The organism is Curtobacterium sp. PhB170 (assembly GCF_003752345.1).
Classification (GTDB): domain Bacteria; phylum Actinomycetota; class Actinomycetes; order Actinomycetales; family Microbacteriaceae; genus Curtobacterium.
The window spans coordinates 59,480-78,681 of record NZ_RJUM01000011.1 but is presented as its reverse complement, the minus strand read 5'-3'; the positions used below and the strand labels follow the sequence as shown (position 1 = coordinate 78,681).

Annotated in this window: 15 protein-coding genes; 5 read left to right on the top strand and 10 right to left on the bottom strand. The window is 73.2% G+C overall.

Going from position 1 to position 19,202, the window contains the following annotated elements:
- Positions 1-653 precede the first annotated feature (653 nt).
- A complete protein-coding gene (locus tag EDF40_RS11235; protein WP_123339607.1) occupies positions 654-1,751 on the bottom strand; it encodes a glycosyltransferase family 9 protein in 1,098 nt (365 codons plus the stop codon).
- Between the two features lie 145 nt (positions 1,752-1,896).
- Here EDF40_RS11235 and EDF40_RS11230 point away from each other — a divergent pair, with 145 nt between their 5' ends.
- From EDF40_RS11230 to EDF40_RS11210, 5 genes are all read left to right on the top strand, one after another.
- Complete coding sequence (locus EDF40_RS11230; protein ID WP_123339606.1) at positions 1,897-3,312, top strand: aldehyde dehydrogenase; 1,416 nt, start codon at positions 1,897-1,899, stop codon at positions 3,310-3,312.
- Complete coding sequence (gene rfaE2, locus EDF40_RS11225) at positions 3,309-4,961, top strand: D-glycero-beta-D-manno-heptose 1-phosphate adenylyltransferase (RefSeq protein WP_260212671.1); 1,653 nt, start codon at positions 3,309-3,311, stop codon at positions 4,959-4,961. Before EDF40_RS11230 ends, rfaE2 begins: the two co-directional genes overlap by 4 nt.
- Before the next feature lie 93 nt (positions 4,962-5,054).
- The gene (locus EDF40_RS11220) at positions 5,055-5,813 is read left to right on the top strand and encodes a DedA family protein (RefSeq protein WP_123339605.1); all 759 of its coding nucleotides are present in this window, start codon (positions 5,055-5,057) and stop codon (positions 5,811-5,813) included.
- On the top strand, positions 5,810-7,027 hold the full coding sequence (locus tag EDF40_RS11215; RefSeq protein ID WP_123339604.1) for a sensor histidine kinase: 1,218 nt from the start codon (positions 5,810-5,812) through the stop codon (positions 7,025-7,027). The genes EDF40_RS11220 and EDF40_RS11215 overlap by 4 nt, the downstream gene beginning before the upstream one ends.
- Positions 7,024-7,686, top strand: a complete 663-nt coding sequence (locus tag EDF40_RS11210) for a response regulator transcription factor (RefSeq protein WP_123292794.1) — start codon at positions 7,024-7,026, stop codon at positions 7,684-7,686. The genes EDF40_RS11215 and EDF40_RS11210 overlap by 4 nt, the downstream gene beginning before the upstream one ends.
- Before the next feature lie 138 nt (positions 7,687-7,824).
- On the opposite strand, the gene phoA is transcribed toward EDF40_RS11210, so the two are convergent.
- The 9 genes from phoA to EDF40_RS11165 all read right to left on the bottom strand — a co-directional run bounded on the left by phoA (position 7,825) and on the right by EDF40_RS11165 (position 19,064).
- Positions 7,825-9,519: an alkaline phosphatase gene (gene phoA / locus EDF40_RS11205; protein ID WP_123339603.1), complete on the bottom strand. Its 1,695-nt coding sequence runs from the start codon at positions 9,517-9,519 to the stop codon at positions 7,825-7,827.
- Between the two features lie 348 nt (positions 9,520-9,867).
- Positions 9,868-10,368, bottom strand: a complete 501-nt coding sequence (locus EDF40_RS11200) for a Dps family protein (protein WP_111084072.1) — start codon at positions 10,366-10,368, stop codon at positions 9,868-9,870.
- 128 nt (positions 10,369-10,496) lie between these two features.
- Positions 10,497-10,910, bottom strand: coding sequence for an SIP domain-containing protein (locus EDF40_RS11195; RefSeq protein WP_123339602.1), 414 nt, complete (start codon positions 10,908-10,910; stop codon positions 10,497-10,499).
- Between the two features lie 29 nt (positions 10,911-10,939).
- Entirely contained in the window at positions 10,940-11,656 is a 717-nt protein-coding gene (locus tag EDF40_RS11190) for a TetR/AcrR family transcriptional regulator (RefSeq protein ID WP_260212670.1), read from the bottom strand.
- Positions 11,653-13,722 carry a CocE/NonD family hydrolase gene (locus EDF40_RS11185; RefSeq protein WP_123339600.1) on the bottom strand — a complete coding sequence of 690 codons (2,070 nt, stop codon included), beginning with the start codon at positions 13,720-13,722 and terminating at the stop codon, positions 11,653-11,655. Before EDF40_RS11185 ends, EDF40_RS11190 begins: the two co-directional genes overlap by 4 nt.
- A complete protein-coding gene (locus tag EDF40_RS11180; RefSeq protein ID WP_123339599.1) occupies positions 13,719-15,560 on the bottom strand; it encodes an ABC transporter ATP-binding protein in 1,842 nt (613 codons plus the stop codon). Before EDF40_RS11180 ends, EDF40_RS11185 begins: the two co-directional genes overlap by 4 nt.
- Positions 15,557-16,441, bottom strand: a complete 885-nt coding sequence (locus tag EDF40_RS11175) for an ABC transporter permease (protein WP_111084076.1) — start codon at positions 16,439-16,441, stop codon at positions 15,557-15,559. The genes EDF40_RS11180 and EDF40_RS11175 overlap by 4 nt, the downstream gene beginning before the upstream one ends.
- Positions 16,438-17,466 (bottom strand): ABC transporter permease, encoded by a 1,029-nt coding sequence (locus EDF40_RS11170; protein WP_123339598.1) that lies wholly within the window; start codon positions 17,464-17,466, stop codon positions 16,438-16,440. Before EDF40_RS11170 ends, EDF40_RS11175 begins: the two co-directional genes overlap by 4 nt.
- Positions 17,463-19,064: an ABC transporter substrate-binding protein gene (locus EDF40_RS11165; RefSeq protein ID WP_123339597.1), complete on the bottom strand. Its 1,602-nt coding sequence runs from the start codon at positions 19,062-19,064 to the stop codon at positions 17,463-17,465. Before EDF40_RS11165 ends, EDF40_RS11170 begins: the two co-directional genes overlap by 4 nt.
- Between the last annotated feature and the right edge of the window lie 138 nt (positions 19,065-19,202).

Genomic DNA, 19,202 nt, shown 5'->3' with positions numbered 1-19,202 from the left:
TGCACGGTGCGGCTTGCGTCGTCTGGTGCGGGGTTGACGGCGTGGTGCGCGCTTGCAGCGCCGCACGCAGCGGTCAACGGCGCACGGGGTGGGGACGTGCGCACGGTGCGGACGGGAGGCGCGGTGCCGGGTTGGCACCGTGCCTCCCGTCCGGCGGTCTTGTCACGTTGCCTGCACGGTGCGGCTTGCGTCGTCTGGTGCGGATTTGACGGCGTGGTGCGCGCTTGTGGCGCCGCACGCAGCGGTCAACCCCGCACCGGGTGGGGACGTGCGCACGGTGCGGCTTGCGTCGTCTGGTGCGGGGTTGACGGCGTGGTGCGCGCTTGCAGCGCCGCACGCAGCGGTCAGCCGCGCACGGCGAGGGGACGTGCGCACGGTGCGGCCGGGAGGCGCGGTGCCGGTCGTGCGCCGGGCCTCCCGTCCGGCGGTCTTGTCACGTTGCCTGCACGGTGCGGCTTGCGCCAACTGGTGCGGGTTTGCCGGCGTGGTGCGCGCCTGTGGCGCCGCACGCAGCGGTCAGCGGCGCACGGGGTGGGGACGTGCGCACGGTGCGGCTTGCGTCGTCTGGTGCGGGGTTGACGGCGTCGTGCGCGCCTGTGGCGCCGCACGCAGCGGTCAATCGCGCACGGGGTGGCGACGTGCGCACTGTGCGGTCAGACGGTGCGGAGCAGGTCGGCGACGTCGTCGAGGACCTGCTGCGGGTCGACCTCGTCGACGTAGGACGGGTCGTGCGCGCAGCGCTCGGCCGTCCACCCCACCTGCGTGACGTCGATCCCGCACACCGGGCAGCGCGTGACGTAGGACAGGTGCACGCGGTGGCGCCCGCGGTCGAACGGTCCGGCGTTGACGACGTTGCCGAACCAGAACACGCCGACGGTGGGCGTCCCGACGGCGACCGCCAGGTGCCGCGGGCCGGAGTCGTCGCCGACCATGACGTCGGCGGCGGCGAGCACGGCGGGGAGCTCGCGGAGCGGCACGGCACCGGTCAGGTCGTGCACGCGTCCGGCGAGGTCGGCGGGCAGCGCGTCGACGATGGCGGTCGACGCCGGCACGTCGGACGCGTCGCCGACGAGCACCACGTCGTCCCCGGCGGCGAGCCGGACACGGGCGACCTCGGCGAAGCGCGAGGGGCTCCATCGGCGGCGCGGGTCCGTCGCTCCGGGGTGGATCGCCAGGAGCCGGGTGCTGTCCCCGGCGACGCCGAGCCGCGCGCGGACCGCTGCCCGCTCGTCGTCGGACACGCGCACCCGCGGGTCGAGCGTGACGGGGGCGGCCCCCGCGAGCGACACGACCTCGAGGGCACGCAGGACCTCGTGCTGGTAGTACACGTAGCGCACCCAGCGCTCGAGGACCTCGGCGTCCTCGGTCGCGGTGCCGACGGTGTGCCGGGCGCCGAGCCGGAGGAGGAACGGGTTCGAGTTGCGGCCCCCACCGTGCAGCTGCACCGCGAGGTCGAACCGGCCGGACAGCCGCGCGAAGAAGTCCTCGGCGTCAGGAGCGTCGTCGCCGGCGTCGCGGACACCCGGTGCGACCGGGAGCTCCGCGAAGGCGTGCACGGCGTCGCTCCGGCCGCCCAGGACCGCTGCCGCGGCGGGTGTGCCGAGGAGCGTGATGCGCGCGTCCGGGTAGGCGGCGGCGAGGGCCTCGAGGGCCGGCACGGCGAACATCAAGTCGCCGAGGCCCCCGCCGCGGAGCACCGCGATCTCGGTCACGCCGTCGAACCGTTCTCCGCCCACACCGATCTGCTGCACGCCTCTCGTCTACCGGTCGGGTGCCGGTGGGACGTCCAGCACCGGGCGACGGACGGCCACCGATGGACACGAAGCGCGGAGTCGAGTCGGCACACAGCGGTGTCCGAGCACCGTCTGACCCCCGCCCGACCTCCGGAAGGACACCATGACGATCGCACCCGCTGCTGCCGACGCCGCCACAGACCTGGTGGTGACCGACCCCGTCGACGGAACGGTCGCGTCGACCGTGCCCCGTGCCTCCGAATCCGAGGTCCGCGATGCGGTCGCCCGCGCCCGGGCAGCTGCCGGCCCCTGGGCGCGCACCGCACCCGCCGAGCGCGGCGCGCTGCTGCACGCGGCGGCCGAGCACGTGCGCGCACACGCCCAGGAGCTCGCCGACCTGAACACCCGCGAGACGGGCAAGGTGCCGGGGGACGCACTCGGTGGGGTCGAGGCGGGCGTCGGGACGCTCGTGCAGTACGCCGAGCTCGGACCGGTGCACCGCGGCGAGGCCCTCCGCGGGCAGTTCGGGGCCGCCGACTGGGCCGTCCCGCACCCCCGCGGCGTCGTGCTCGCCCTGACGCCGTGGAACGACCCGGTCGCCGTGGCCTGCGGCATCCTCGGTGCCGCGATCGTCACCGGCAACACCGTGGTGCACAAGGGCAGCGAGCGGTCCCCCGCCACCATCGCGCGCCTGAACGCCCTGCTCGCCGAGGTCCTGCCCGACGGCGTGCTCGTCGGCGTGGACGGGGACGGCTCGACCGGCGAGCTGTTGCTCGCCCAGGAGGGCATCGACGTGTACGCGCACGTCGGGTCCACCGCGACCGGTGACCGGCTGTCCGAGGTCGCCGTCGTGACGCGTGCCCACGTGGTCCGTGAGAACGGCGGGAACGACGCGGTCGTCGTCGACGCCGACGTCGACCCGGAGTGGGCCGCCGCCCAGGTGGCGCTCGGTGCGTTCGCGAACACCGGGCAGATCTGCACCAGCGTCGAGCGCGTCTACGTGCACCGTGACGTCGCCGAGCCCTTCGTCGCCGCCCTCGTGGCCGAGGCGGAGCGCCGCACCGCCGCACCCGCGACGACCTACGGTCCGCTGGTCGACGACCGGCTGCGCAGCACCGTGCAGTGCCACGTCGACGACGCCCTGCAGCGCGGTGCCTCGGCGCGGACCGGTGGGGTCACCCCGGACGGCGTCGGATCCTTCTACCCGGCGACCGTGCTCACCGGGTGCACCGACGACATGCTCGTGATGACCGAGGAGACGTTCGGGCCGATCGCGCCGGTACGCGTCGTGGCCGACTTCGACGAGGGGCTCCGGCTCGCCGCGGCCGACCGGTACGGCCTCGCCGCCACCGTCCTGACGAACGACACCGGTCACGCCCTGCGCGCCGCCGCGGAACTGCCGGTCGGCACCGTCAAGGTCAACGCGGTGTTCGGTGGTGCACCGGGCGGCAGTGCCCAGCCGCGAGGTGCCTCCGGAGCGGCTTTCGGGTACGGCCCGCACCTGCTCGACGAGATGACCACCACCACGGTCGTGCACCTCGAGCCCGCCCCCGCACGCACCCCCGGCGGCACACGATGAGCGTCGACGTCCGCCTCGTCCGCGACCTGGTCGCCACGATCGACGACCGCGAACCGCTCGTCGTCGTGATCGGCGACTGCATCCTCGACCAGTGGACCGTGGGCGAGGCCGAGCGGGTCTCGCGCGAGGCACCGGCACCCGTCGTCCGGGTCACCGAGACGATCGCGGTGCCCGGTGGCGCCGCGAACACCGCGGTGAACGCCCGCGCGCTCGGCGCCCGGGTCCGGCTCGTCGGACTCATCGGCGACGACGAGGCCGGTGGCGTCCTGCGCGAACGGCTCGAGACCGCGGGCGTCGACACCGCGTTCCTGGTCGAGATCGCCGGAGCGCGCACCACCACCAAGTCCCGCGTGGTCGGTGGCGACCGGGTCGTGGTCCGGGTCGACGACCTGGCCGGAACCCCGACCGCCGACCACAACGAACGGCTGGCACGCGCCGTCGCCCGAGCGGTCCGGTGCGCCGACGCCGCGGTCGTCTGCGACTACGGACTCGGCGTCCGTGCCGAGGACGTCGTCCCGGTACTCGACCGCGACCGCCCCGGGTCCATCGTCGTCGACGCGCACGACCTGCCCCGCTGGGCCTCGTTGCGACCCGACCTCGTCACACCCAACGCCGGCGAGGCCGCAGCACTGCTCGGACGCGACCTCGGGACCGGCGCCGACCGGGTGGCCGCCGTCCTGGGCGCACGGGCCGACGTCCTCGCCCGGACCGGTGCCCGCGCGGCCGTCGTCACGCTCGACCGCGACGGCACCGTGCTGCTCGAGCGCAGCACGGACGAGGGTTTCCGCACCCGTGCGGTGCCGGCCTCGGAGCAGCAGGCGTCCGGAGCCGGGGACACGTTCTGCGCCGCCGCGACGGTGGCGCTCGCGGTCGACGCGTCCGTCCGTGATGCCGTGTCCGTGGCACAGGCCGCCGCCGACGTCGTCGTCCGCGAAGCCGGTACGTCGGTCTGCAGCGCCGCCGCGTTGCTCGACTCGGTGACGGCGCCGGCCGCGACCGTCGTCGACCACGACGAACTCGCGGCCGCCGTCGAACGGGCCCGTCAGGTCGGTCGTCGCGTGGTGTTCACGAACGGCTGCTTCGACGTCGTGCACCGTGGGCACACGACGTACCTGCGCCAGGCCCGGGACCTCGGGGACCTGCTCGTCGTCGCGTTGAACGACGACGACTCGGTGCGGCGACTGAAGGGCCCGGAACGCCCGATCAACCCGGCCGAGGACCGCGCCGGGGTGATCGCCGCCCTGGCCTGCGTCGACCTGGTGACGGTCTTCGCGACCGACACCCCGATCCCGCTCATCGAACGGCTGCGCCCCGAGGTCTACGTCAAGGGCGGCGACTACTCGCCCGAGATGCTCCGCGAGACGGCGGTCGTGCGCGGGTACGGCGGTGAGGTGGTCATGGTCGACTACGTCCCCGAGCACTCCACGACGGCCGTGGTCCGGCGCATCCGCGAAGCCGCGGCCGCATCGGCCGGGTCGGCCGGGTCGACGAAGCCACCCGCGGCGTCGGCCGTGTCCGCGGTGCCACCCGCGGCGTCGGCCGTGTCCGCGGTGCCACCCGCGGCGTCGGCCGGGTCCGCGGTGCCAGCCGCCGCGTCGGCCGGGTCGGACCCCGAGGGGACCACCGACGGAAAGGTCATACCGCAGTAGGGGGTCGTCGAGACCCCGGCGGGATGGCAGCGCTCCCGGCGCTCCGTAGCGTCGAACCCGTCGACGAGGTCCGTCGGCGGAGGGAGCGTCGCCGTGTTCGACCAGATCACCCCGTTCGTCGTCGAGTTGGCCGCGAGTCCGCTCGTCTACGTCGTGCTCGTCGCCCTGTGCTTCGTCGACGGCTTCTTCCCGCCGGTCCCGAGCGAGTCCGCGCTCGTCGCCGTCGCCGCCATCGCCGCGACGTCCGGCCAGCCCGTCCTGGCCGGGGTCTTGGTGGCCGCCGCGGTGGGTGCGATCGCGGGTGACTCGGTGGCGTACTGGATCGGTCGCCGGATCGGACTCGCCCGCCTGGCGCAGTCCCGACGGCCGCGGATCGCCGCGGCGTTCGCGTTCGCCGAACGGCAGATGCAGCGCCGGTCCGCGAGCCTGATCCTGGTCGGCCGGTACATCCCCGTCGGCCGGGTCGCGGTGAACATGACCGCCGGCGCGACCCGGCTGCCGTACCGTCGCTTCCTCGCCATCAGTGCGATCGCCGGGACGGCGTGGTCCGCCACCTCGGTCGGGATCGCCCTGGCCGCGTCGCAGGTGCTGCACGAGCCGCTCGTCGCCGCCCTGGTGTCGATGGTGGTCGCGGGCGGCCTCGGCATCGCGGTCGACCGGGTGATCGGTAGCATCAGCCGCAGGCGCGATGCCCGTGCCGCCCGAGCGGCCGCCGCGATCGTCCCCACGACCGACGTCCCCAAGACCGACGAGCCCGCGACCGACCTGCCCACCGCGAGCACCGCACCCGTCGCACACGCCCCGTCCGCCACACCCCGCATCGTCCCCACCGGAGAGATCGTCCGACCGTGACCACCGCCCTGCTCCGCCCGCGACCGACCTGGCTGCCGCTGGCGACCCGGATCGCTCTCGTGGTCGCGGTGGTGTCCCTGTTCAGCGTCGCCGCCCCGGTGACCTCCGTGTACTACGCCGTCCCCGTCCCGCTCTCCCTGCTCGTGTCGGCGGTGCTCGCGGTCAGCATCGGCATCGCCCCCTTCGTCCCCCGCACCGCCGCCGCCGCCCACCTGGTCGGTCTCGTCGCGCTCGGCCTGCTCACCGCCCCGGTCGAGACGAGCCCGTGGCCGATCCCGGTCACCGGCATCATCGGCCTGAGCGTCCTGCTCGTCGTGCTCGGGGTCCGCTCGACCTGGCGGCTGACCGCGATCGTGTGGGCCGTCGCCGCCGTGCTCCCCCTGCTGCTCGTCGCCGTGACGCCGATCCGCTGGGACCAGCCCGCCGTGTGGGCGACGAGCTTCGTCGTGTCCGCCGGCGACACGCTCCTGGTCGCCGCGGCCGCCGTGGTCATCGGGCAGCGCCGCAGCATCCGCCAGGAGCTCGTCGCCGCCCGCCGCGACGCCGAGCTCGAGCAGGCCCGGCGCCGAACGGTCGAGGAGCGCTCCCGGATCGCCCGCGAGCTGCACGACGTCGTCGCGCACAGCATGTCCGTCGTGCACATGCAGGCGGAGTCGGCCCCGTACCGGGTGGCCGACCTGCCGCAGGAGGCCCGCGCCGAGTTCGCCGCGATCGCCGAGACCTCGCGTACCGCGCTGCGCGAGATGCGCCAGCTGCTCGGCACCCTGCGCGGGGACACCGCCGCCGAGCGCGCACCGCAGCCGGACCTCGCCGACCTGCCCGCGCTCGTGCAGGCCACGCGCGCCGCCGGCATCCCCGTGGAGCTCGACGTCGACGTCGCCGACGACGTCGACCGGCTCGCACAGCTCACCGTCTACCGGGTCGTGCAGGAGGCGCTCGGCAACGTCGCCCGGCACGCGCCCGGCGCGTCCACCGTCGTGACGGTCAGGAGGCACGGCTCGCGTCTCCGGGTGGAGGTCGCCAACACCGCTCCACCCGCTGGCACCGTGCCGGCCGCACCACCCGACGACGGTGGCTTCGGCCTGGCCGGGATGCGCGAGCGGGTGACAGCGCTCGACGGCACGATCGAGCACGGCCCCGTGGCGGACGGGGGCTTCGCGGTCGTGGTGACCCTGCCCGTCCGCGTGCCGGCAGCCGACGGGGGAAGCCGATGACGCGGGTGATGGTGGTGGACGACCAGCAGATGTTCCGCATGGGGCTGCGGGCGATCCTCCAGGCCCAGGATGACGTCGAGGTCGTGGGCGAGGCTGCGAACGGTGCCGAGGCGGTGGTCGCGGCGATCCGGCTGCAGCCGGACGTGATCCTGATGGACGTCCGGATGCCGGAACTCGACGGGATCGAGGCGACCCGACGGATCACGGCGGCGCCGACGGACCGACCCGTCCGCGTGGTCATGCTGACGACGTTCGACATCGACGACTACGTGTTCGACGCCCTGCGGGCCGGGGCGAGCGGCTTCCTGCTCAAGGACGCGAGCGCCGACGAGCTCGTCGCGGCGGTGCGCACGGTGGCCGCGGGCGAGGCACTGCTCGCGCCGCGCGTGACCCGGCACCTGGTCGAGGCGTTCGTCGCCGGACCGGTCACCGCCGCTCCGCGCACCGAGGTGCTCGACGTCCTGACCGACCGGGAGCGCGACGTGTTCCTGCTCATGGCGCGCGGGCGGTCGAACGGCGAGATCGCGGGCGACCTGTTCATCGCGGAGCAGACCGTCAAGACCCACGTGGGGCGGGTGCTGGCGAAGCTGCAGTTGCGCGACCGGGTGCACGCCGTGGTGCTGGCGTACGAGGCCGGCCTGGTCCGCCCGTCCGCCTGACGCGCGACACGGCGCGCCGCTCACGTCCCCCGAGGTTCCGAAATCTGCACATCTCGCGCGCCGGAACGTCGGTCCGTGGAACCCCGGCGTCGCGCCGGCGGTGTGTCGCGCGATCTCGTGCCGCGCGGCACGCTCCGATCAGCGCACGCGCACCCGCACCGTCGCCTCGGTGCCGGACTGCACGCCGGTGAACGTCACCGTCGTGGTGCCCCGTTCGGCTCGCCACCGGGTGGCAGCCGTGCCGTCCACGACGTCCACCGTGCCGAGGTCAGCACCTCCGACGCGCACCCGGACCTGGCGGTCTCCGGCGAACCGGCTGCCCGTCAGGGTGACCCGCTCACCGCGGTGCGGCGAACGATCGGACAGGTCGACCCGGGCACCACGGCTCAGCGCGGCGAGGTCGTCGTTCAACCGCAGCCCCTCCGAGACGGTGAAGAACGTGTCGGTCTGGTCGGTCAGGCCGACCACGTTCGCCGCCCCGGGACCGTAGGCCGCGATCCGGACCTGGGTTCCGGTGTGCTGCTGGGACGAGCCGGCACCTGCCGTGCCGTAGGAGACCTTCATCGTGGCACCGTCGGCGGTGCGCAGGGCGGTGGACAGCGAGGTCGGGGGCGTGCCGTCGACGATCTGGCTCGAGTGGGCGTGGTCCGCCGTCGCGATGACGAGGGTGTTGCCGTCCCGCTTCGCGAACGCGAGCGCGGACTGCACCGCTTCGTCGAAGTCGATCGTCTCACCGATCTGGCCGCAGGCGTCGGCCGCGTGGTCCTGCTTGTCGATGCTCGCGCCCTCGACCTGCAGGAAGAAGCCCTTGCCGTGCTTGCTGCGGTCGCGGTCCAGCAGGGCGATCGACTTGTCCGTCAGCGACTGCAGCGACAGGTCGGTCGACAACCGCGCCGGGTTCTCCTGGCAGGTCACCGGTGCCTGGTCGGCCCCGCCGACGGTGGCCGTCGTGGGCGCGTACCGGGTCGGGAAGTTGCCGGGCGTGAACAGCCCGAGCAGCGGCTTCGCCTGGTCGGCTCGGCGCACCCCGGTGAGACCGGCTGCGTCGGAGACGACCTGGTACCCACGGTCGGCTGCCTGGTCGAACAGCGTCTCGCCCTGCCACTGACCCGCCTTGGCGGTCTGCGAGAAGCTCGCCGAGCCGCCGCCGAGGGTGACGTCGGGGCGTGCACCGAGCAGCTGCTCGCTGATCGAGCCGAGACCTCCGTTCTGCAGGGCGTCGGTGCCGCACGAGGCGGTGTCCGGTCCGTAGCAGGAGCGAGCGCCGACGTGCGCGACCTGGACGGCCGGGGTGGCGTCCTGGATCTCGGCGGTCGAGACGTTGCCGGTCCGGAGGCCGTTCGCCTTCGCGAGTTCCAGGAGCGTCTGCTGCGGCGCGCCGTCCAGGTCGACGGAGATGGCGCCGTCGTAGGTCTTGGTGCCGGTCGCCCAGGCGCTGCCCGAGGCCGCGGAGTCGGTGACGTAGTCCGGCTTGCCCTTGTCCGCACCGTCCTTGGTGAGCGAGTAGGTCGTGTACGAGCCCGTCAGCGGAAGCGCGTCGAGGCCCGGCAGCCGGCCCGCGGCACCGTACTGGTAGTTGCGCGCGATGGTGATCTCGGAGTCGCCCATCCCGTCGCCGATGAGCAGGATGACGTTCTTCGCGCCGGCTCGCTCGATGGCCTGCTGGACGGACCGGGTCTGGTCGCCGGCTGCGCGCTGTGCGCCGCCGTGCTGATCGAGCGCGAGCTGCCCGACGGCCTCGGCGGTGCCGGGCAGTGCGATCGCGCCGGCGATCAGGACGGCGCCGAGTGTCAACGCCGCGCGGCCGCGGCGTTTCGGAGTGTGGTGTTCCATGTCGGTTCCCCTCGTCGTGTGCCCCGAACGGGTGCCATCCGAGGATGGCCTGTGCGGAGGTACAGGCGGGTGAACCGGCGGCGTCGGCCAGGTGAACGTGGCGCCCCCCCCCCCCCCGCCGCGCCCACCGACGCGCCGCTCACGTCCCCCGAGGTTCCGAGATCTGCACATCTCGCGCGCCGGAACGTCGGTTCGTGGAACCTCGGCGTCGCGCCGGCGGCGTGTCGCCCAGCCGCGCCCAGCCGCGCACGGGGTCGACGCGGGTCGCGGTGGGCAGACGCGACGACAGACGGACGGGAGGCCCGGTGCCAGCTGGCACCGGGCCTCCCGTCAGGGGGTGGTCGCGACTCAGGCGGCGAGGTGCGCCTGCAGGAACCAACGGTCCTTCGTCAGACCGCGCTCGATCTCGATGACGACGTCCTGGCTGTTGAGGTCGACCTCGTCGAGGCCCTCGACGGCGCGACGGACCTGCAGCAGGGCCGCGTCGATCTGGGCGATGACCTCGGTGATGGTGACGTCGGAGTTCTGGAAGCCCTGCGACAGCGGCGGCAGCGTCGTGTTGGCGGCGACGGTCGCGATGCGCGAGTCGACCGGCAGGCCGAGGGCGACGATGCGCTCCGCGGCGGTGTCGGCGTAGGCCTGGGCATGCTCGACGATGTCGTCGAGGAGCTCGTGCACACCGACGAAGTTGCGGCCACGGACGTGCCAGTGCGCCTGCTTGCCGTTGACGACGAGTGCCTCGAGGTCGATCACGACGGGGGCGAGGAACTGTGCCACTCCGGCGGCGAGCTCCGGCGTCGTCGAGAACGGGGACGTGGTGGTCGTGGTGCTGGTGGTGGTCGTGGTCATGTCTGAACCTCCTGCGTCGTGGTTACACCGGATCGCTGGGCCTGTCCTGACCAGTTCGGTGCTGCCGATGGACACAACCATGCCCGCTTCTCTTGTATGCCGCAAGGAAGCGGAGGCTGCCCTTACCGTCAGCCGACGAGCGTGTCGAAGCCGGCGTCGCTCAGCTCGATCTGGACGGCGGAACGCGCGCGCTCGACCCAGGGGCTGTCGGTGCACCCGATCCAGACGCTCGTGCGCGGCTCGCAGTCGGCGACGCACCACTCGGCCGCCCAGCCGGTCAGGGCGTGCGCGAGGGCCTCGCCGTGGTCGGCGAAGACGAGCGGCGACACCGCCGAGGCACGGGCGCTGCGGACCAGCCACGTCACGGTCACGCGGGGCGGTGCGGGCAGGATGCGGATCTGCTCGTCGAGGGCGACCTCGACGAAGACCTGTCCGTACGCGTTCTCCGGCAGGTCTTCGAGCTGACGGCGGATCTCCGGCAGGTCCTCGACGCCGCCGGCGATGAGGATGCGTTCGCTGGGCTGTCGCCGGGTCCGTGCCATGCTGCAACGGTAAGGCAAGCCTTACCTCATCACAAGGGCTGCTGGCCGGTTCCGGCGATCTCCACAGCCGGCACACCGAGTTCGTGCGCCAGGAACGTCCACATCCACGACAGCGCGACGGTGTGCGTGAGCCCCGGGACGCCCTGGGCGATCTGCGTCGCGACACCGTCGCTGTAGGCAGCGAGCTTCAGGGCGACGGTGTCCGGGTCGATCGGTCCGGCGCCGCCCGGGAACGTGCCGGCGTCGGCCCCGCGGTGGATCACGCGGACCAGACAGGCCTCCCAGACGCGGATCCGTTCGGCGTACTCGGCGGCCACCTCGGGCCGACGGGCGACCGCGGTCCAGTAGTCGGACCAGATCCTCCAGTGCTGCCGGACCTGTTCGGTGTCGTCGAACAGGGGCGCCACGAGCATCCGCAGCGCCTCGACGGGGTCGGACTCGGCGTCGACGGCGATGACGATCGCCCCGTAGAAGCGCTCCGTCTCGAGCACGACGACCTCGTTGAGGATCTCCGCCACGCTGCCGAAGTGGTAGGTCACGGTGCCGACGGAGACCCCGGCCTCGGCGGCGATGTCGCGCAGCCCCGTCGCGCCGACACCGTTCCGGACGATCACGGCACGGGCGGCCGCGACGATCATCGCGCGCCGGACCTCGGGACGCTGCCGGACGCGCGGCGCCGCACCCGCTGCGGCGCCCTGTGCAGCCCCCGCCGCCGCTCCCGGTGCAGCCCCCGCTGCCCCGGTCACGCCGAGGTCCTCGGGACGTCGTCGACGAAGGTCTGCTCGGTGACCAGCACCTCGGGGACGTCCGCGCCGCCGTCGCGGGCCCAGGCCCGCACGGTGTTCACGACGTGGAAGGCCTCGGCGTCGGCGGTGACCTCCGAGGACGTCTCGAGTCGTGCCGACCACTCCGGCTTCTCCAGGCCGATCGCCCAGCGCGACGACGCCACGGCCGAGTTCGGGTCGTCCGACCGGATGCGGTACGTCTCGCGGGCGTCCTCGCTGAAGACGAGCCCGTCGGGGTAGACCCGTCCGCCGCCGTACCCGGGGTCGACGTCGAGGGTCCACTCCCCCGTCTCGACGTCGTGCGTGACGGTGCGCTGGGGCAGCTGCTCGGTCGGTGCCACGCGCTCGATCGCGAGCGGCGTCGACCGCTCGGGTTCGTCGAAGCGCACGTCGTCGTCGGTCTCGCGCGTCCAGACCGGCAGGCACACCTCGGACGCTGTCGGGTCGATCGTGACGGTGGCCTCGGTGCCGTGCGGCCAGACCCAGGGCCAGTACGACGACGACACCGCGATCCGCAGGCGGTGCCCGGCGGCGAACCGGTGACCGGTCGCGACGAGCTGCACCGGCAGGGACGCCGGTTCGCCGGGGACCAGCGGGTCCGCCCGGTCCATGCCGTCCCGCTTCGCCGCGTTGAGCACCCCGCGCGTCACGAGGGTCGACGAGCCGTCCGGCGCGACGTCGCACAACCGCACCGTCAGGGTGGCGCGGGGCTGGTCGCTCGTGACCGACAGGGTGACGAGTGCGTTGCCGAGCAGGTCGAACGCCCTGCCGACGGGCAGGTCGAAGCAGACGGAGCGGCCGTCCTCGGCACGCTGGTCGGGTGGCAGGTCGGTCGCGTTGCCGAACGGGAAGAACCGTCCGGCGTCGGCACCGGTGTGCTGCGGCGACCGGACGACCACCGGCCCGTCCTCGCCACCGCGCAGCGTCGCGAGGGGCAGCGCGCGCCGGTGCGTCGCCGCCGAGGGCCACGCCTCGGCGCCGACCCACCGGCCCCGTCGCGACGCGTAGTACGTCGCCGGGGCCTCACCCTCGTTGATCCAGGCGCGGAGTGCGGGGTCCTCCTCCACGCCGGTGTCGATCCCGCGCAACCAGCGGTCCCACCAGCGCAGTGTCTCCTGCAGGAACCCGATCGACGGTCCGGGTGCGAGACCGCGGTCCGGGTACTGGTGCGACCACGGTCCGACGATGCCCTTGACCGGGGACTGCACGTTCGACACCAGTCGGAGCACGGCGTCGCGGTACGGGTCCGCCCAGCCGCCGACGGCGAGGACCGCTGCGCCGATGGTGCCGTAGTCCTCGGCGGCGCTGCCGTGCCGCCAGTAGTCGTCACGCTCCTGGTGCGCGAGCCACACCGGCGTCATCGGGCGGTTCGACTCCAGCCGCTCGCGCCACCGGTCGACCCAGTCCGTGCCGACGACCTCGGGCCGCGGTGGTCGCGAGTTGAACGCGAACATCGTCGCGCCCCACGCCGCCATGTCGATGCCGAGCACCGCTCCGCCGACGTAGTGCACGTCGTTGTCGTACCGGTCGTCGGTCGAGCACACCGTGACGATGGCCTTGAGGGCAGCGGGCGCGCGCGCTGCCAGCTGCAGGGCGTTGAACCCGCCCCACGAGATGCCGAACATGCCGACGGCGCCCGTCGACCACTCCTGCTCGGCGAGCCAGGCGATCACGGCCTCTCCGTCGCGGAGCTCCTGCTCGCTGTACTCGTCGTCGAAGAACCCGTCCGACGAGCCGCTGCCCCGGATGTCGACCCGGACCGAGGCGTACCCGTGCTGGGCGTACCAGGGGTGCCGCTCGGAGTCGCGCGGCGCGGTCCAGTCGTCGAGCCGGTACGGCAGGTACTCGAGCAGCACCGGTACCGGCCCGTCGGGCGACGCCGGTGACCAGATCCGGGTGTGCAGCCGGACGCCGTCGGGCATCGGGATCCACTCGTCGCGGACGGTCACGCCGTCCGGCAGCGAGTCCGGCAGCCCGATGGCGGTGAAGGTCGAAGCGTCGGCGTGCACCGAGCGATCGTCGCTCATGCGTCCTCCCAGTTGCGGGTGCGGTGGCCGTCGCCGTGGTCCGTCCAGCCCTCGGTGTGCCGCCAGCGCGGCACCCCGTCGCCGACGTCGGGCAGCTCGGTGCTGCCCGGTTCGAGCGTCGCGGCCAGCAGGGTCGACGTGTACGGGTGGTTCGGGCCGGTGAAGACCCGCTCGGTCGGTCCGATCTCGACGATCCGGCCGCCGGTCATCACGGCGACCCGGTCGGCCACGCCCCGGACGACGGCCAGGTCGTGGCTGATGAACAGGCAACTGAGCCCGCGCGAGCGCTGCAGGTCCGCGAGGAGCGCGAGGATCCCCGCCTGCACCTGCACGTCGAGCGCGGTGGTGATCTCGTCGGCGATGACCAGGCGCGGCTCGGCGGCGAGGGCCCGGGCGATGCCGACGCGCTGCCGCTGCCCGCCGGAGAGCTGTGCCGGCAGCCGCTCGGCGAACTCCGGGCCGAGGCCGACCTGGGTGAGCAGCTCGCCGACGCGCTGCCGCGAGGACGCCCCCGTGAACAGCTTGAGCGGTCGCCCGATCGCCGCGCCCACGGTGCGCCGCGGGTTGAGCGACGTGTCGGCGTTCTGGAACACGAGCTGCACCGCACGACGAAGGTCCGGGGACCGTCCGGCGATCGGCTCGCGCAGGTCGCCGCGCACGGTCCCGTCGTCGAACGCGAACGTGCCCGACTCGGCCGGCACCAGGCCGGCCAGGGCGGTCGCGAGCGTCGACTTGCCGCTTCCGGACTCCCCCACGACCGCGAGCGTCTCACGCGGCGCGATCGTGAAGGACACGCCGTCGACGGCGGCCGGCAGGCCGCGTCCGTAGCGGATCACCAGGTCCTCGGCGGTCACCACGGGACGGACGAGCGGTTCGGGAGGAACGGTTCGGCCGGCCGTGGAGGCGACCGTCGACGAGACGGTCGCCGTCTCGGGCACGTGCCCCGACCCTCCCCCCATCGGCACGGCCGTCTCGCCGCTGGCGCGTCGATCCGGAACCGGCGACGTGGGCCCAGGCCGTCGCCCGTCCGGCACCGCGGCCAGCAGGGCGCGCGTGTACTCGTGCTGCGGGGCGGCGAAGAGCGCCGCCGTGGCGGCGTGCTCGACGATCTCGCCGTCGCGCATGACGGCGATCTCGTCCGCCATGGCCGAGACGACCCCGAGGTCGTGGCTGACGAGCAGGACGGCCATGCCGAGCTGCCGGCCGAGGTCCGCGATCAGGTCGAGGACGGCGGCCTGGGTGACGACGTCGAGCGCCGTCGTGGGCTCGTCGAGCACCAGGACGCGCGGGCGGGCGGCGACGGCCATCGCGATGGCGATGCGCTGCTGCTGCCCGCCGGAGAGCTGGTGCGGGTACCGGCGGACGATCGCGTCGGGGTCTGGCAGCCGGACCAACCGGACCAGCTCGGCGACACGCTCGGGGCCGTCGGGTTCGCGGTGGGCGCGCAGGGCCTCGCGGATCTGCTCGCCGACGCGCATCGACGGGGTGAGCGCCTGGCCCGCGTTCTGCGCGACGACGGAGGCGACGCCGCCGCGGAGCTCGCGGCGGCCGGCCGGCGAGAGCGCGAACACGTCGTCGCCGCCGACGCGGACCGAGCCGCCGACGATCGTCGAGCCCGCGCGGAGGTGCGCGAGCAGGGTCCGGGCGACGGTGGACTTGCCGCTGCCGGACTCCCCGACGAGGCCGAGGGTGCGCCCGGCGGGGATCGCGAAGGAGACGCCGCGCACCACGGGGACCAGGCGCTTGCCGGCCGCGTAGGAGATCGCGAGGTCGTCGACGCGGACGATGGGGTCCGTCGCGGTCGCCGGTGCGGCCGGTGCGGTGTCGGTGTGCGTCATGCGCTCACTCCCTTCGTGGCGCGATCGACGCCGAGCGACTTGCTCAGGCCGTCGGCGGCGAGGTTGAGCCCGATCACCAGGGTCGCCAGGGCGACGATCGGTGCGAGGGTGCCGAGCGGCACCACGGTCAGCGCGGTGCGGTTCTCCTGCACCATCAGCCCCCAGTCCGGCGTCGGTGGGTTGGCGCCGAAGCCGAGGAAGGACAGCGACGCGACGAGCAGCACGATCCACGAGGCCCGCATGGCGTACTCGACGAGCACCACGTCGAGGACGTTCGGCAGGATCTCGCGGAACACGATCGACAGCGCGCGTTCACCCCGGGCCCGGGCGGCCGTCACGTAGTCCTGCGTGATGACGGTGCGGGCGGCACCGCGGACGACGCGGGTCACGGCGGGCGCGTAGACGACGGTGACGGCGAGGACGATGACCCAGAGCCCGGCGTCGAAGACGGTGACGACGACGAGCAGGGCGAGGATCGACGGCACGCTGAGCAGGGCGTCGACGACGCGCATGACGGCCTCGTCGAACCAGTTGTCCGCGTACGCCGTGATGCAGCCGAGCACCGTGCCGACCGCGACCGCGATCGTCGTGGCCAGGAACGTCACGAGCAGGGCGTACCGGCCGCCGTTGAGCGTCCGCGACAGCACGTCACGGCCGTACTGGTCGGTGCCGAGCCAGTGCGTCCAGGTCGGACCGGCGAGGACGTCGCCGGCGTTCGTGGCCACCGGGTCGTACCCGGCGATGACCGGTGCGAGCAGGGCGAGCACGACGTGCAGGGCGATGAGGCCGAGGCCGATGCTCAGCGCTGTCGAGCCGCGCAGGGGCGCGAGGGCCCCGGCGAGGACGACGCGCCCGGGTCGGCGGGTGGCGGTGGCGGTCATGCGGCGGCCTTCCTGGTGCTGCGCGTCGTGCGGGTGCGCGTGCGCGGTCGCCGCTGGCGGGTCCGCAGCTTCGGGTCGAGGGCGAGCGCCACGAGGTCGGCGGCGAGGTTGCAGACGACGTAGATGACGGCGCTCAGGAGCGCGATCGCCTCGATCGTCGGCAGGTCGCGGTTGAAGACCGACTCGAGCATGAGCTTGCCCATGCCCGGGTAGTTGAAGACGTTCTCGACGACGACGACACCGCCGAGCAGCCAGGCGACGTTGAGCGCGACGACGTTGAGCGTCGGCAGCAGCGCGCTCGGCACCGCGTGCTTCCAGACCACGCGACGCATCGTCAGGCCCTTGAGCTCCGCCGTGGTGACGAACTCGGACGCCATCACGTCGATGGTCGAGGAGCGGGCGGTGCGCACGATGTAGGCGGCCATCGCCAGGGTGAGCACGATGATCGGCAGCCAGATCGTCGGCAGGAGTTCGCCGACCGTCGCGTCGCTCCCCCGCAGCACGACGGCGGGGAAGACCGGCAGGCCGATCGCGAAGAGCAGCACGAGCACGGTCGCGACCATGAACTCGGGCACGCTCATCACGACGAGGCTGACGATCGAGATCACCTTGTCGGACGGGCGACCCCGACGGACCCCGGCGAGGACGCCGAGCGTCAGTGAGACCGTGACGCCGACGAGCATGGCGGGCACGGCGATGAGCATGCTGTTCCGGAAGGCGGTGAACAGCGTCGGCGCGACGGCCTCGCCGCTGACGAGCGAGGTGCCGAAGTCGCCGTGCACCGCGCCACCGAGCCACTGCAGGTAGCGGAGCCACACGTTCTGGTCGAGGCCGAGGGTCTCGCGGAGCTGCTTCACGGCGTCCGGGGTGGCGTTCTGGCCGAGGAGCTGCTGCGCGACGTCGCCGGGCAGTGCCTGCACGGCCAGGAACACGAAGAGCGAGGCGAGCACGACCGTGAGCACGGCGATGCCTACTCGGCGAAGGACGGGGACGAGGACGTCCGACGGGGTGTTCCTGGTCGTCATCGGCGCAGTCCGATCCGGAGGTAGTCGAACTCGAAGCCGTACTCCGAGTAGTTCACGACGTCGCGGGACAGCCCCACGAGCCGGTCGCCGAACATCGGGGTCATGTCGGCCCCGTCCTCGACCACGAGCCGCTGGGCGTCCTGGTAGAGCGTCAGCCGCTTGGCGTCGTCCATCTCGGCGCGGGCGTCGTCGAGCAGCCCGTCGAAGGTCTCGTTCGACCACGCGCTCTCGTTGTACGACGAGCCCGTGCGGAAGATCTGGTTGAGCAGCTGGTCGATCGGCCGGCCGGTGAACCAGTAGCTCACCATGAGCGGCTTCTGCATCCAGATCTGCGTGTAGTACGAGTCCGAGCTCGCGTTGCGGACGGTCAGGCGGATGCCCGCGTCGGCGACGGCGTCGCGGTAGGCGACGGCCATCGGCGTGAAGACCGACTCGTAGCTCGACGTGTAGATCGAGGTCCGGAACCCCTCGTGACCAGCCTGCTTGAGCAGTGCCTTCGCCTTGTCCGGGTCGTACTCGCGGTGGTCGTCGACGAACGCGGCGAGCTGCGGCGGGACGGGGTTGTCCCACCCGGGCGAGCCGGTGCCCTGCACGGCGGTGTCGACGATCTGCTGCGGGTCGTAGGCGAGCTTCATCGCCTGGCGGACCCGCGGGTCGCTGAACTCGTCGCTCGTGGCGAGCATCGGGATCGTGTACCACTGGGCGTTCTTCGACCGGGCGACGGTGGCGCGGTCGGACGCGGACACCACCCGAGCGGTCGCGAAGTCCAGGTTCGTCTGCGAGATCAGGTCGATCTGGCCGGCGAGCAGCGCGTTCACCCGGGCGGTGGTGTCCTGGATCGAGTAGAAGTCGATGCCGTCCAGCGCGGGCCGCCCGGCGAAGTGGTCCTCGAACGCCTCGACGCTGCCGGCACCGGCGGGGGTGAACGCGGTGAGCCGGAACGGACCCGTCCCGATCCCGGTGCGGCCAATGTCGGCGATCGCGGCCGCCGGCACGATGTAGCACTGGTACGCGGTGAGCAGCGACGGGAACTCGGCGTTCGGCTTGGTCAGCGAGAACCGCAGCGTGTACGGGTCGGTCGCACGCATCGAGTCGGCGTCCATCACCTCGCCGAGGACCCCGGCCTGCGGGCTGCCGGTCTTCTCGTCGAGGATGTGCCGGATGCTCGCGATGGCGTCGTCCGCGGTGAAGCGGCTGCCGTCGTGGAAGGTGACGCCACGGCGGAGCGAGAACGTCCACTCGGTGCCGTCGGCGTTCGCGGACCACTCCTCGGCGAGGTCGGGCACGGTGGTGCCCTGTTCGTCGAGCTTGACGAGTCGGTTGTAGAGCGCGCCGAGGTACTCGTACGCCGACAGGGAGCTGGCGGAGTCGAGGGTCTCGGCGGCCGAGGCGGCCGGGCGCGCGATGCGCAGGCGACCGCCGCGTCGGGCGACGCCGGTGGCCGCCGCCTCGGGGATGGTGGGCGTGCCGGCGTTCGCGCCGGAGCTGCACCCCGTCAGGGTGAGCAGGCCGAGGCCGGCCAGACCGGCGGCGCCGGTGAGGAGCGCTCGGCGGCTCGGGCCGCGGGCGTTCCGGGGTTCGGGGACGATGGGCTGCATTCGGGGTGGCCCCTCCTGTAATCGTTCCGGTGAACGATAGAGGGAACCCGGCGATCCCCCAACTCCTGCTCCTCGTCCTCCGGAGTGTTTACGAACTCGTTACACGGGCGCCGCCGGCACGGAGCATGATCGGACCAT